The 15,185-nt window shown below is 53.1% G+C and carries 7 protein-coding genes; 6 read left to right on the plus strand and 1 reads right to left on the minus strand.

All coding sequences use genetic code 11. The features are described 5' to 3' along the window. The first annotated feature begins 5 nt into the window (after positions 1-5). On the plus strand, positions 6-1,892 hold the full coding sequence (dxs, locus tag EI77_RS13320; RefSeq protein WP_133795776.1) for a 1-deoxy-D-xylulose-5-phosphate synthase: 1,887 nt from the start codon (positions 6-8) through the stop codon (positions 1,890-1,892). Positions 1,893-1,913: 21 nt separating this feature from the next. Here the strand turns inward: dxs and EI77_RS13325 are convergent, their stop codons facing one another. Continuing rightward, complete coding sequence (locus EI77_RS13325; RefSeq protein WP_166647237.1) at positions 1,914-2,507, minus strand: M15 family metallopeptidase; 594 nt, start codon at positions 2,505-2,507, stop codon at positions 1,914-1,916. 99 nt (positions 2,508-2,606) lie between these two features. Here EI77_RS13325 and EI77_RS13330 point away from each other — a divergent pair, with 99 nt between their 5' ends. The 5 genes from EI77_RS13330 to EI77_RS13350 all read left to right on the plus strand — a co-directional run bounded on the left by EI77_RS13330 (position 2,607) and on the right by EI77_RS13350 (position 15,158). Next, positions 2,607-3,770: a prepilin peptidase gene (locus tag EI77_RS13330; RefSeq protein WP_133795778.1), complete on the plus strand. Its 1,164-nt coding sequence runs from the start codon at positions 2,607-2,609 to the stop codon at positions 3,768-3,770. A gap of 430 nt (positions 3,771-4,200) precedes the next feature. Continuing rightward, positions 4,201-5,232 (plus strand): TIGR02597 family protein, encoded by a 1,032-nt coding sequence (locus tag EI77_RS13335; RefSeq protein ID WP_133795779.1) that lies wholly within the window; start codon positions 4,201-4,203, stop codon positions 5,230-5,232. A 14-nt stretch (positions 5,233-5,246) separates the two neighbouring features. Then, positions 5,247-8,144: an Ig domain-containing protein gene (locus EI77_RS13340; RefSeq protein WP_133795780.1), complete on the plus strand. Its 2,898-nt coding sequence runs from the start codon at positions 5,247-5,249 to the stop codon at positions 8,142-8,144. A gap of 124 nt (positions 8,145-8,268) precedes the next feature. Beyond that, positions 8,269-13,251, plus strand: a complete 4,983-nt coding sequence (locus tag EI77_RS13345) for a choice-of-anchor D domain-containing protein (protein WP_166647238.1) — start codon at positions 8,269-8,271, stop codon at positions 13,249-13,251. Positions 13,252-13,358: 107 nt separating this feature from the next. Continuing rightward, positions 13,359-15,158, plus strand: coding sequence for a hypothetical protein (locus EI77_RS13350; RefSeq protein ID WP_133795782.1), 1,800 nt, complete (start codon positions 13,359-13,361; stop codon positions 15,156-15,158). Positions 15,159-15,185: the final 27 nt, after the last annotated feature.

Raw genomic sequence — 15,185 nt, forward strand, 5'->3', positions numbered from 1 at the left:
ACCACGTGGACACCACCCTGCCTGACATTACCTGCCCTGCTGATCTCAAAGCCCTGCCGCTGGACAAGCTCCCTGCGCTTGTTGACAAGATCCGCGCCACTCTGATCGAAACCCTCAGCCTTACCGGAGGGCACCTCGGCCCCAATCTTGGTGTCGTCGAGCTCACTATCGCTCTTCATCGCGTCTTTGATACCCCCAAGGACAAATTCGTCTTTGATGTCGCCCACCAGGGGTATGTCCATAAGATGCTGACTGGCCGCTGGGACAAAATCCACACCATCCGTCAGTATGAGGGACTGAATGGATTCCTCCTCCGCAGTGAAAGCGAGCACGATTGCTACGGTGCTGGCCACGCGGGTACCGCGCTTGGGGCTGCGCTCGGCATGGCCAGTGCACGGGATCTGAAAGGCGGAGACGAGCACGTCGTCTGTGTTTCCGGGGATGCTGCCTTTACCTGCGGTCCTGTTTTTGAAGCGCTCAATAACATCTCCTCGCATACCAATCGCCTCATCACCGTCCTTAATGACAATGAGTGGAGCATTGACAAAAACGTCGGTGCCATCGCGAAATACTTCAACACCATCGCCACTCATCCTGGCTTTGCCAACCTCCATGACAAGGCAGCTAAATTTGTCGAGTTCATGCTTGGCGGCGGGGCACGCAAGCTGGCTGAGCGGGTGGAAAATTCGGCTAAAGGGCTTCTTCTGCCTCAGAGTGAAGGTCCGCACAACCGCAGCACGCTATTTGAGGAATTCGGAATTCGCTATTACGGCCCCATCAACGGCCATGATCTGCCGCTTCTCATCCAGACTTTCGAATTCCTCAAAACCCAAAACGAGCCTGTTATCCTGCACATTCTGACGGAAAAAGGCCGAGGATACAAACCGGCCCTCGAAGATCCGGGTAAATTCCATGGTCTCGGCAAATACAACATCGAAACCGGTGAAGTGCAGGCTACAGACAAGCCGACGTATTCGCAGATTTACGCTCGCACCGTCACGGACTTCGCCAAGGAAGATCAAAAGATTGTCGCTATTACGGCAGCTATGCCGGGTGGCACAGGCCTCATGGCTTTCAAAAAAGAAATCCCAGAGCGTTACTTCGATGTCGGCATCGCGGAGGAGCATGCTGCCCTCTTTGCCTGCGGAATGGCCGTCCAGGGGCTCCGTCCTTTCCTGACCATTTACTCCACCTTCATGCAACGTGCCGTGGACATGATTCTCCACGACATGGCCATCCAGCACCTTCCGGTCCGCTTGTGCATGGACCGTGGCGGTCTCAGCGGTGACGACGGCCCGACCCATCATGGTCTTTTCGATATCGCTTATCTTCGCGGCATTCCTGGACTCGTCCACATGCAGCCCAAGGATGAAGACGAATTCGTGGACATGCTTTGGACCATGGCGAACTATGAGAAAGGACCCATCGCCATCCGTTATCCACGCGGAAATGGTCCAGGCGTTACCCCGAAAGCCAGGCCACAGATTCTCGAGATCGGCAAAGCCGAGGTCGTTGCTGATGGCACCGACGTCGCCTTGATCGCCCTGGGGGACATGTTCTCCATTGCTGAGCAGGCGAAAACAATTTTGGAGCAAAAAGGCTATTCGGTCGCCCTCATCAATCCTCGTTGGATCAAGCCTTTGGATAATGAGGTCATCGAAACCTATGCCCGCAAGGTCAAGGTTGTCTGCACACTGGAAGACCATGTGCTGATGAACGGCTTCGGTTGTGCAGTCATGGAGCAGCTTTGTACGGTAGGCATCACCACTCCAATTGTCCGCATCGGGTGGCCCGATGAATTTGTGGAGCATGGCACCCCCGCCATCCTCCGTCAGAAGCACGGGCTTTCTGTCGAGGCGACTGTCGAGAAGGTTCTCTCCCGTCTGGTTTAAGCTGAAGCGTTTTCTCGTTCTCTATCGGATCCGTATTCCCAGATCGCTTCCTGTGATCACAGGGACAGGTCGGTAGAGAAATTCGAGGTCATCAAAGTGCCACCACTCACCGGGTAGCACTTTGAAACCGGCCGAGGTCATTGCTTCATGAAGAACGGAGAGGTTGTGCTGCACTGTGAGATCCATGCCTTGATGGTGACCGGAGGTTTGATGCAACTCCTCATCAAAGGAGGTTGGCATCCTCATCTCCTGGCCTTTCCGGTTTACTAGAGTTGCATCGACGGAGACTCCTCCACAGTGGCGTGACCAACCCGAGGCTGGGTCTAGAAACATGCCAGTCTTGGCACTATGGTCATAGAGCAGTTGATGCGCCTCCGGCGGTCTCCACGCATCCCAGACACACAGTCCATATCCTTGGGCTTTCAGTCGGGCCTGTGCCCTCTTGAGTTTCTGCACCGTGGATGCACGCAGAAGGCAGGGCATCTTGGCGGGATAAATCGGTTTGCCAGTCACATTATTTGGAGTGGCATAGCGCAAATCTATCGAGATGCCGGGTATGGCCCGCCGGATGTCCACCAGCCCATGCTTATCCGCAGATGCGGTGCATGAACTCATTAACACGCAGAATACGCTGACCCGGAGCAGGGGAGACATTGTCTCTTTTTTTGCTTCCTCTCAGGCGAATGGCAAGCCAAGTTTCTCACTCTTCTGCTCATGATGCGTTACCAGATTCTCAATGCCCTGCTGCACTTCCTGTTTTTCTTCATCGGGGCAGGCATCGGATCCTTCCTGAATGTGGTCATTTACCGTGTGCCACGGAACATGTCCGTCAATAATCCTCGGCGTTCTTTCTGCCCGAGCTGCCAGTATCACATCCCTTGGTACCACAACATCCCCATTTTTAGCTGGCTCATTCTGCGGGGTAAGTGCGCCAGTTGTCGTTCACCTATTTCCCCTCGTTACATTGGGGTGGAAGCGTTTACGGGAATCATGTTTTACGCTGTACTGTGGCATTTTGGCGGGGAGTGGGATCAGATTGTCCAATGGGGTCCAAAGGTTCTCTGTCTGTGGATCTTTATGAGCCTGCTAATCGCAGGGACCTTCATTGATATCGAGCACTTCCTGCTGCCAGCGGAGATCACCCGCAATGGTACGATCGCCGGTATCCTTGCTTCTGTGTGGGTGCCATCCTTACAGGGGGAGGATATTTGGTGGCGCGCGGGCGTCATGTCTTTGGCCAGTGCAGCCATTGGCTTTGGAGGCCTTCGTCTCGTCGTAGAACTCGGTAAACTCGCCTTTGGCCGCAAGAAACTCAATTTCGAAAAACCGGAGGCCTGGAGCGTCACCCAGCCGGATGAGAATGAGCCGCCTATCGTCACCATCGGGGATGACAAAATCGAGTGGGTGGACCTTTTTGGCATGCAGCGGCCCACGGATCGCCTGCTCATCACCAGCCCTTCGTTACGCATCAATGATCAAAATTACACAGACGTCACCGTGGAGCTATATGTGGAGACCATGAAGGTCTTGGATGCTGCCGGGAAGGTGGAGGAATTTAACCTCGAAAATGTGACCACCCTGAAAGGGCAAGCGACCAGTGTCATGATCCCACGTGAGGCCATGGGGCTTGGCGACGTACATTTCATGATGATGATCGGCGCATTTGTAGGATGGAAAGCCGTATTGTTCACCATATTCGCCGCATCTGTTCTTGGAACTCTGGTCGCCGGTTTCACCCGCCTCACGGGCCGTGCACAGTGGGGGGCCAAGCTACCCTTCGGTCCGTATCTTGCCGCTGGGGCTGCTCTGTGGGTCTTCTACGGTATTCAGGTGATGAGTTGGTACCTGACTAAAGTGACAGGCAGCGAAGAGTTTTGATGCTTAGCCGTTTGAGCCTAAGTTTAGCATTTCTTGCCAAAGAACCCTTTGTGCAGCCATTTTCGCAGCGAACCGCAGTACCTGATAACCGTCCACAAAATCCTCCCTCCAAGCAGAGGGATCTCAGTCGGTCAATGTGTTGAAGATGCTTAATTTAAATAAGAAATAAGTGTTCCTTGAATTTTCCGTAGGTGAGTGTTTATTTTAAATATTCCCGTTTTTTAACTTATCATATGATACGGAATGATCTAATAAAAGGGCGGAGAATTTTTAATTCAGCGTGAATTTTTTGGAAATCACAAATTTCAATTGCTCGTTTGTTCCAGCACTGCGAGGGTAAAGGGAATATTCAGTAGAATCTGGTTCTTCCGCATATATCTCGCCGTTTCGTTTCTTTATACGATATGCGCGGTTTTAAATTCTCCCGACCATGAACACCTCAGCTTCCTGTCTTCTTTTTGTTTTGTCGATGCCTATGGTGGCTATGGCTCAGCTAACTGTTTATAGCGATGTCGCGGGATTCGACACAGTATCCGTTGCCGGAACAGGTGGTGCAGAGTCAAAGCTGACATTTGCAGCAACAGAATTCTTGCAGTCGGCTAAGTATTTATCCGTAGCCTCCGCAGTGGGTCCAAATACGCTCACTGATAGCTCTGCGACTTGGAGTGACGATGAGTTCAATGGCAACAATGGTTCACACTATGTGGAGATCATCAGCGTCAATGGCTCCAAAACGGGTGCTGGGGTAGGCGTGACTCGAAGCATTACGGACACGGAAGCAAATTCTAAGACAATCACCTTGGATGAGGCGCTGCCTGAGGGGCTGATTGCCCCCTTGGAATATCGCATTGTCAGCCATTGGACACTGGCTGCTATCTTCGGCAGCGCCAATATGGCAGGCTTGCAGGGCGGGTCCCCTCTGTCTGCAGACCATGTCCAGTTGTGGAACGGGACAGGCTATGACAGTTATTACTACCAGACCTCAGGAATCGGTGGCACCGGTTGGCGGAAGCTTGGAGATCAAAGCACGGATGCAAGCAATGCAATCATTCGGCCTGAGCAGAATGTGATCATCAAGCGTGTGGGGTCTGCGGGGCTGCCGATAGTGTTAAGCGGCTGGGTAAAGACTGGGCAGACCTCGTTCGATATCGTCCCCGGATTTAACTTTGTGCCAAATCCGTATTCGACAGCCATGACCCTGGCTAGCTCCGGGTTGTATAAGGGAAATGCAGCGACTGGGATTGCAGCGGGCAATGTTACCTCGGCCGATCAGGTGATGTTGTGGAACGGTTCTAGTTACGAGACATTTTATTATCAGACCCTAGGCCTTGGCGGAACAGGGTGGCGGAAGGTCGGTGATCAATCAATGGATGCCAGCGGGGCTAGCATTGCGCCGGGAAGCTCCATAATTTTGCGGCGCAAAAATCCTGACAGGTTCACTTGGGCGATTCCACAACACTAAGCAGCATTTTGGTTATGAAATTTTGGACTTTTCTACTTATCGTTGCGGCATCGCTCGCGTCCTCTGTCCGTGCTGCGACCATTAACTGGTCAGCCAGTATAAATCACGGCTTCAGCCTCGAAAATGGCAGTGAACTGCCAACTGGGTCGATGGTGCGTCTTGGATGGTTTCGAGATCCTTCCACCGGGTTGCAAATGACCGATACGGAAATTCAAAACCTAAAAACGACTCCTGTATTGTTGAACGATTACTTTGTCGAGGCTGGGCGCTCTACGATCGGGAGTGGTTTTACCCCTGCGCTTCCTGGTCACTTCGCAGCCGTAACAACGCTTGATAGCAGTGGTAGCGGGCCCTCATTTGCGGGTAAGCAAATGTATCTGTGGGTCTTGGATGCTTCTACCGTAGTCGCAGCCACACAGCAGGCTATCCTTTATTGGAACACTGCGGATACCACCACCAATCCCGATGCAACGTCTGACAAGCCCGGTGTTCGTTGGCGCTTCCCCGTTCAGGTGTCATTTCCTGGAACCACGACCATTGATGTGACCGATCTCACTGTGGGGACCGGATTTCTGGCGTCGGGGGCTCGGCTAGTGGTGGGGAGTTACTCCAATTCAACATCTAGCGCTACAAACATGGCAAACTTCAGCCTCGCAGCTTTGGAGCAACCCTTGGATGTAAGCACTCCCTCAGCTCTGGTCGGCGGCTCCGTTGGTGAGACCTATTTTAAATCGCTTGAAGCGATTGAGGGCAAGCCTGTATATGAATGGACAGTGATTGGGGGCACCTTGCCTGATGGCCTTTCGTTAAGTTCCGCAGGTGTTATTTCCGGACGTCCTACTTTTGCTGGTATCTTTAATTTTATCGTTCAAGCAGCGGATAAAACTCCAACTGCGGTCAGCAAGTCTTTCACCATAGTGATTGCGAAAATTCCGCTGGCCATCACAAATTCTTCACAGCTTCCTGATGCAGGCCAGCATGCTCCCTATGCACTTAATTTCACAGCTAATGGTGGCACTGCACCCTACACTTGGACTGTCGCCTCCGGTTCTTTGCCAGCGGGCATGTCGTTGAGTAATAGCGGCGTCTTGTCAGGAACTTCGGCTGTCACAGGAGTCGCGGAATTCACGGTGAAATGCACGGATGAGGGCGGCCTTGAAACGACGCAGGATTTTACGTTGAATGTGCATGGGGTCACAATCGTATCCTCCGCCAACTTGAATACAGGCTTCTTGAATCTGCCGTATTTGCAGATGCTTGACGCGGTTGGTGGCAAAGCACCTTACACCTGGACGTTGAGTGCTGGGGCACTTCCAGACGGGCTGAATCTTAGCTCAACTGGTATCTTGAGCTTTACCCCCACGGTGATGGGGTCAACAAGCTTTACTCTACAGGCGCGGGATGACCTGGGTTACACAACGACGAAGGAGTTTACTCTCAATGTCCTGGGTACACTTACCAAGCCGGGGGTGACTGCACCGACATTTCCTCCAGCCATTGTCGGAGGCGTTTACAGCTATCAGCTGTCCGCTTCCAACAATCCGACAAAATATAGCGCCAAGGGCTTGCCCTCAGGCCTGACTTTAAACACCAAGACAGGTTTGATTACCGGTCGGCCCAAGGTATCCGGTGTATTTGCAGTGCAGCTGACATCAACGAATGCGGCAGGGGTAAGCCCTGTCCGGACGGCAGGCCTGCAAGTGAGCGCATTACCAACGGGTGTGGTCGGAACTTATCTTGGGTTCATCGCCCACGATGTGAGTGTGAATGGAAACTTGGGAGGTCGCCTTGACCTGGCAACAACTAGTTTGGGGGCTTACACCTTGAAACTGACTCAAGGTGCCAAGGTAACGACGCTTAAAGGCCAGATGGATGTCGAACTGGACACGAACCCCAAGATTAACATCACTTCGGGACTTAACAAAGTCGCTTTGGAATTGGGGCTGAGCAATGATCTGCTGACGGGCAGCGTGACCAATATCGGCGTGGGTGGAAGCAGTGCCAGCGTTGGTGGCTGGCGTCGGGTGTGGAAAACCGCAACGAACCCGGCAAGTACACGTCATGGTTATTATAGTATGGGGATTGATCCCACAACCTTCACCAGTCCTAATCCGATCCCGATGGGAACGGGGTATGCGAGCGGTGTGGTGGGACTTGATGGTGGACTTAAGTTGACCGGGCGTACGGCTGATGGCAATACCATCACCACCGCAGGATTTATTGGCCCGAATGGTGAGGTCCTGGTTTATCAGATATTGTATTCAAAGTTAGGCTCATTGGCAGGCCGCCTTGCAATCAATTTAGAGGCTGGCAAAGGTTATGAGGAAAATGTGATCGAGGGCACACTGACGTGGATCAAGCCGCAGACGATCACACGGACTTATCCGAAAGGGTTTGGACCGTTGCCGATGGTCGTTTACGGGAAGTATCTGGCCGCCTCCTATACTTTTTGGAATTTGACGGGAATGCCTGATCCCTCGAAGACTGCCAAGTTGAACTTCGCCGATGGTGGCGTGGAACTTTCGGGAACGGTTCCAGATGTTGAATCATTCACTTTTACTGATGCGGGGAAAGTGGTCATGCCACTGGCCGGAAGCATAGAAAACCCTGGGCGGGCAACCTTGGTGATTCCGTTCAGCTCTAAAGCGACGTTTGGCCTCAATGGCAGCTTTAAAGGAACTTTCCGTTTGGTTGATGGCTCCCTGATACGAAATGTGACCTATCAAGGTATGTTTATTCGCACGAAGGACGATAAGGATAAGGACGATGAGGATGAGGACGATGAGGACGATGAGGATAAGAATTTTAAGTATAAGGCGTTTGGTTACTTCCTGCTGCCGCAGATTCCTAAGGGAACGGAGAAAACTACGACATCCCCTATCTTGTCAGGACAGGTAACAATCACCCAGTAAATCACGGACCCGGGCTGGCTACGATAATGACTCTCTCTTTAAAATGACCACAGAGCACAAAGGAGCTGAGACCTGCTTTAACACCCGTGCTGCCTGCGGCCAACTTCTTCCGGAAACCTTACTCATGATGACTCCATCCGCCTCGTGTGCCATATCCATTGGCAGCCTGATGCACACCCTCCGCAGGCAGGCGGGAGCATGGATGCTGCTGCTCTGTCTTGCGGGTGTGATTCCGTTGCATGTGGCCAGTGCGGCACCCTCCGCATTTGGCCCACCTAATGGTCAAGGGGTTTTCGACATCACCGCCACTGTCCCCGTAGTGCACGGTGCCGGTTTTTTCGAGATGTCCATCGATCCTGATTTTGGGTTGGTGGTCAGCACAAAGGCGGGGATTGCTGAAACTTCGGGACTGGTAAACGGATCGCTTGCAGTGGCTCAGTTCAGCAATCCAGGAGGTATCGCTCGTGATACCTTCGGAAATCTTTTCATTGCTGACAGCGGTAATAACAGCATCCGCATGGTGAGTTCCACTGGCTTGGTAAGCACGATTGCTGGAACCTCCACCTATGGCTTTGTGGACGGCCCAGGCTTCAGTGCACAATTTGCCTTTCCTTCAGCCGTGGCGGTCGGTCCCGATGGCAATGTCTATGTATCTGACACTAACAACACTTGTATTCGTAAGCTGACTCGCCCCTCAGTGGATGGTGCACCCTGGATGGTCACGACTTTGGCTGGAACGAATACGTCAGGTTTCTTTGATGGCAGTGGATCCGCAGCCCGTTTCAGTTCACCGCAGGGATTGGTGTTGGATTCATCTGGCAACGTGTATGTGGCGGATGCAGGCAACCACCGAGTCCGAAAGATTACCCCAAGCGGAGGAGTGTCAACGTATGCCGGATCAGGTTCGGGCGCTGGATTTGAAGATGGGGCTTCGACGTCTGCTGCCAAGTTCAACTCTCCCTACGGAGTTGTTCTGGATAGTGGCGGTAATCTGTTTGTTGCTGACCGGCTCAACCACCGCATTCGGAAAGTCACTCCAGGCGGTATTGTGAGTACTTATGCGGGCTCAGGCACTGCGGGTTTTGCTGATGGCTCGCTCACAAGCGCCACTTTCAATGGACCCGTGGCCTTGGCCATGGATGCATTTGATACCTTGTATGTCTCTGATGAATCGAATCATCTGATTCGCAGAGTTTCCCCTGAAAATGGACCTGATGAGGTGACAACCGTGGCTGGCAGCGGAGTTGATGGCTTTGCAGATGCACGCGCTGGACTTGCACAGTTCAATTATCCTGCGGGTCTGGTCGTGACCGCGAGCGGGGATCTGATTGTCGCGGATAGCGAAAACCATTGCCTGCGGCTTATCACCGCTTCAGTTGCAGTTGCCGCAGTTGAAAATCCCACGCTGCCTGAGGTGAAGGCGACCATCAACCCGGCGGCACTTGAGGTGCCTCCAGGTACTTATTACTTCCGCTGGAGGGCAGGGGACTGGACCATCCAGGATGAAGGGTTAAACCGGTACATTACAACGGTGGTTCCCTCAGTAGTTACAACGGCCGCCGATCCCGTGAACGCTGGAGAGGCGACATTCAATGCCAAAGTAAATCCTCGTGGTCTGAACGTGACCGGGGTCAAATTTCAATATTCGACAGATGCCGCATTCCTGGCTCCTCTTGAGGCAGCGGCCACATCTCCTCTCCCCGGCAGTGGTAGCTCAGATGTGGATGTATCTTATGTCCTGTCTTACCCGACAACCACTTTGCCTGGCACGATCTACTATTTCCGGGGCGTTGCTATCAATGATTACGGAACGGCCATTGCGACAGATATCCTCTCGTTTGAAGTTCCCGCCACTAGCGTAGTTACGCAGGCGGCCACTAGCATCATTCGGACTGGCCTGGTGCAGCACGAGGCGACTCTTAACGCTACAATTGACCCTAAAGGCAGTGCGATGACTGTCACGTTCGAGTATTCCACGGAGCCTCTTCTTTTCGACTCATGGCTGGTAAGCACGGTTGTTAACTCGCCCAATGCCAGCGGTGCGCGCGGCTTGGCCGTGGAGTCTGGCGGACATGCCTATTATTCCAGACGTACGCTTCATCGCATCGACCAGTTTCCTTCTGGACCAAGCATTGGCTCATCCACGGCCGGTTTTGCAGACGGTGACTTCGCTAGCGCTCGTTTCGATCATCCTGCGGCGGTGGCACTCTATAATCCAGACTCCTCCACCAAAGTCTTGTATGTGGCAGATGAGTATAACCACTGCATTCGAAAGATCGACCTCATCGCAGGGACAGTGGGCACTTTTGCAGGCTCTGGCATCGCCGGATTCGTTGAAGGTGCGGCATCTTCTGCCCGGTTCCTTTATCCGACGGGCGTCGCTGTAGATGCGGCTGGCAATGTCTATGTGGCTGATACGGGCAATCATCGAATTCGCAAAATCAGTGTCGGCTCTTCTATAGTATCGACTCTGGCTGGCACTGGCGTGGCCGGATTGACAAATGGTGCTGGCACGGCAGCCCAGTTCCGTTCACCTCAGGCCTTGGCTCTGGGTTCGGACGGTGCCATCTACCTGACAGATACCGGAAATCATCGGATCTGCAAAATCACAGCCTCTAATGAAGTGATTTCTCTGGCTGGAGACGGCACGGCTGGATTTCTGGATGATATTGACAGCGATCCCGATACCAACTCGCGATTCTCATCCCCCAACGGTATCACGGTTGATGCCTCCGGCATTGTTTACATTGCTGATAGCGGCAACCATCGCGTTCGTCGCATCGCTGTCGATGGTTCTGTAACGACGATTGCAGGTTCCGGAGTCGCCGGGAAACTGGATTCTCCGGTCAATGGCACGGGTTTGATCCCGGCCACCGCAACCCAACTTTCCGCGCCTGCGGCAATCGCCGTGGATGGTTCTGGAAACCTCTATGTGACAGAGGAAGGCAACAATCAGGATCTGAGAAAGATCACTCCTAGTACCTTAAGCACTGTCACAGTGACGCCGGACTTCATCGCCCATGGCGATCAGGCGGCGGCCAAGGCGACCCTTGTGCTATCCCCTGCAACTACCTATTACTACCGCGCTGTCGGTGACAACCGGCTTGATGGGGTGATCCAAGGTTCCATTGAGAGCTTCACGACTTACGCCGAACCGGCCATCCAGGTTTATAACGGTGCTACGACCACAGTTCCTGTCCTGAGCCAGCCCCAGGTAACTCCGGTGGATTTTGGTATCATGGCCATTGCCACTTCCAACGAAAGACAGTTCACCATTGCCAATGACGGCGGCTGGCAGCTAACAGTCAGCGCCATCCAAGTGCCTGCCGGATATTCTTATTCAGGTGGCACTGGTATTATTCCCCCAGGTGAATCCCTTACCTTTACGGTTGCCTTGACGGCCCCCGCGGCAGGCATCTACGAGGGGGACATCGTCGTGACCAGTGACGATCCAACACGTCTTAGTTTTGTTTATCCAGTGACGGGTAAAAAGGTGAACCCACCAATCATCAACTCAGTAGAACTCAGGAACCTGACTCTTACTCCGACTGGCGCAACACTCGTGGCTGATGTGGATCCTAACGGTGCGGAAACGACATTTGAGTTTGAGGTTTCTCCTGGCCCCGATTTTGAAGGTGTGCGGGTGACCACAGTAGCGGGTGCTACATCCGGTTATGCTGATGGCACCGGTACGTCGGCGCTGTTTGATGCTCCGAAGGGTTTGGTCACTGACAGTGAGGGGAATATATACGTTTCAGATACCCAGAACCACCGGATTCGCAAGATCACCGAAGCCGGAGTGGTCACTACCGTCGCAGGAACAGGAACCGCAGGCTTCATCAATGGCCCAGCTCTTTCAGCACAGTTCGATGGGCCTACAGGCATCGCCATCGGCAGTGATGGCACGCTCTACGTCGCGGATAGCAACAATCATCGTATCCGCGCCATTTCCCCCGCTGGAGAGGTGACAACATATTCCGGTACAGGCGAAGGCAGCTTTACAGATGGCCTGGGCACAGCCTCGCGCTTCTTTTATCCCATGGGCTTGGCGATTGATGCTGCTGGTATTCTCTACGTAGCAGACAGGGATAACCATCGCATCCGCAAAGTCGCCCAGGACGGCAGTGTGAGCACATTAGCGATTCTCGGAGCATCCTCCGCACCAACTGGAGTTGGCGTGAGTCATGATGGCAGTGTTTATGTTGCCGACGCAGGAGATCATGCCATTCTTAAAGTAACAGCGGCCGGATTGGTAACTGCCTTGGCTAATTCAGGTGTCGGCACCCCGACCGGGATTGCAGTGGATGATGAAGCTGGCAAAATATATATTGCTGATCAAGCCTCCCACGTCGTCCTCAAGATGACACTTGATGGAACTGTCAGCAATTTGGCAGGTATTGGAGATCAGGGAACCGTTGATAACCTTGGAACTTTAGCGAGCTTTGATACTCCGTTTGCCGTTGCTCTTCTGAAAAGTAGAACGGTTGTTGTCGGGCAGCTTGGTGGCTCAATCATCCGTCAGATCACACCTACTGTGATCAAGGTGCCTGCTGCAGCGCTGCTCACAGATCCCGCAGGAGTGGTGTCTCTGGAAATCACAGGCCTGGATCCAGGCATCATCTATTATTACCGCGCGATTGCAGTCAGCGTAGGTGGTCGCACGGTGAGTACCTTCCCGCATCTTCCTATCGGCACCGCCTTCACTCTTTGGCAGATTGACCATTTCGGTGCCGACGCAGCGAATCCTCTCATTGCCGGTCCTGGTGCCAGCCCTTCGGGAGATAAGATCTCCAATTTGATGAAGTATGCCTTGGGCCTCGACCCTAATGTCCGCTTGCAACCTAATGACCCAAATTTGCCTGTTCTTTGGTATGATCACGATACTGCCCCTGGTTACCTCACTCTGACAGTCCGTCCAGATCCTTCAGTAACCAATGTTCGGTTCTTTTTTGAGTCATCCGCAGACAAGGTTAACTGGTCTTCAGCCGGTATCCTGACCACTCCTGATGGAAGTGGCAATCTCAAGGGCGCTTTGCCTTATGCCCCCCCGCAGAATCCTTCTCCAAACCGTTTTCTGCGCCTCGGCATCGAACTTCTGCTGCCGTGATACCAAGACATTCATTCATGAAACGTTCACATCAATCGAACTTCAGGGCTGCCCTTGCAATCCTGACGGCAGTCTTGTTTCTCTCGTCATCAGCATGGGCTCAGGATGTGACACAAGCGGTCACGCTCAATGCGGGCTGGAACTCCGTCTGGCTGGAAGTTGAGCCTACTGGAGTGGATGGGTATCAGAAGGCTCCCGAACTTGTTTTTGATAATCCGGCTATCGAAATGATCGCCACACCGAAGCCTCTTTCCAGCACGGCGGAGTTTTTCGGTGATGATCCAGGGACCATTGGGACTTTCAATGAAGACGGCTGGCAACAGTGGAACCAGACTGACGCACCAGGCACCAGCAATCTCACCCTGGTTTTTGGCAATCGCCCTTATTTGATCAAGGTTGCCGCAGGCACAGCTCCATTCTCGATTCCCATCACGGGCAAAGTGCGCTTTTTCCGGCCCACATGGACACCAGATCGTTATAATTTGATTGGATTCAGTTTGGAAGGAACCCGGAGTTTTAACTCGTTCTTTGGCCCTGCGGGAGACAAGCACGCAGTTAGTAAAATTTTCCGCCTGAAGACCAATGGCGATTGGCAACTGGTGAATGGCAATGACACGATGACCTCAAACGAGGCATACTGGATCTTCAGCAAAGGGCCATCGACTTACATGGGGCCTGTGGCCGTGGACTTTGATCTTTCCAGCGCCGGTCGATTGGATTTCGGCGGGCCTTTTGATAGCGTGGGAGTGGGACCTGGTTCTCCTCTTCTGGAGCTAGATTTGGAAGAACTCGTCTTTACGAATCTTGGGTCTTCAGTTGCTACTCCTGAGATGGACCTCCTCGCGGTTAGCCCAGGTTTAGGTTCGCTTTCTCTTTATGTGGTGAATCCCGCAACCTCGGGATTGGGCTATGTGCGAGGAAACCAAGTGGATTCCTCGGTTGCGGCTGGCTCCAGTGCCTTGGCAGAAACCGTTCCAGCACTCAAGACCCGTATCCTCAGCCTCGGTGCTAAGCGTAACTGGACGACGGGAGCGGCTGGCCGCTTCAATCTGTATCGCATCAAGACCAGCTCGGTCGGGGCATCGTTTTACCTGCCGGTGACAGCCACCATCAATAATCTGGGATACTCCAGCAATCCAACCCCGGTCAGCCCAGCCTCAGAAAGAACGGGTCTTTGGATTGGTGAGGTGATTGTCGATTCTTCCACCAGCATTGTCGAAAACGGATCTCCGGTTAAGACGTCTGCTGTCAAGGCACCTGCCCGTATCATTATGCATTATAATGGCAGCACGGTACGACTCCTCTCCCAGGTCACCCTGATGCGCACCAAGAGCGCTGACCCTGAGGTGGCTCCCACCCAAGTCCTCGTGATTGATCCGGCAAGAATCCCTTTCTTTGAAGGAATTAAGGAACGTAATGGCAAGCGCGTCGGCTTACGGATGGAGTCCGTTGCTTTTGACATGCCGCGCAAGATGGATGCCACCAGTCAGGCTGCGATCCTCAATGACCCAGCTTATCCTGGCCTCACAGCGGCTGGAATTCCAGCTTTCCTCGTCTCACGCACCGTGCGTCCTCCCTCCTTGAAAGAAGTGTATGCCCTTAGTCTGGACTTGGCTGGTACTCTTGGACCCAGTGGCACAATATCCACCCTTGCAGGTAGCTTGAATCTTGACCCGTTTCATCGCAGCAACCCCTTTCGTCACCCATATCATCCGAACCATTCCTACGGTCCTGCCATTTACCGTGAATTGCGAATTGATTTCGATCCAGATCAGCCTCTGGGCGACATTCTCCGCGGTGCTTATTCGGAAACGATCAAAGGCCTCATCAACACCAATTTGACCCTCACAGGTCGCGTTGAACTCCGTCGCGTCAGCTCTGTCGCCACTCTCGAAGGAACCCCATAGGAACGCCCCATGACTTTCCAAGCATCA

Source organism: Prosthecobacter fusiformis (genome assembly GCF_004364345.1).
GTDB classification, from domain to species: Bacteria; Verrucomicrobiota; Verrucomicrobiia; order Verrucomicrobiales; family Verrucomicrobiaceae; genus Prosthecobacter; species Prosthecobacter fusiformis.

Excerpts from the sequence above, each read along its gene's own strand:
- EI77_RS13325 (WP_166647237.1), bottom strand. The coding sequence starts at position 2,507 with ATGAGTTCATGCACCGCATCTGCGGATAAGCATGGGCTGGTGGACATC.
- EI77_RS13330 (WP_133795778.1), top strand. The coding sequence starts at position 2,607 with ATGATGCGTTACCAGATTCTCAATGCCCTGCTGCACTTCCTGTTTTTC.
- EI77_RS13335 (WP_133795779.1), top strand. The coding sequence starts at position 4,201 with ATGAACACCTCAGCTTCCTGTCTTCTTTTTGTTTTGTCGATGCCTATG.
- EI77_RS13340 (WP_133795780.1), top strand. The coding sequence starts at position 5,247 with ATGAAATTTTGGACTTTTCTACTTATCGTTGCGGCATCGCTCGCGTCC.
- EI77_RS13345 (WP_166647238.1), top strand. The coding sequence starts at position 8,269 with ATGATGACTCCATCCGCCTCGTGTGCCATATCCATTGGCAGCCTGATG.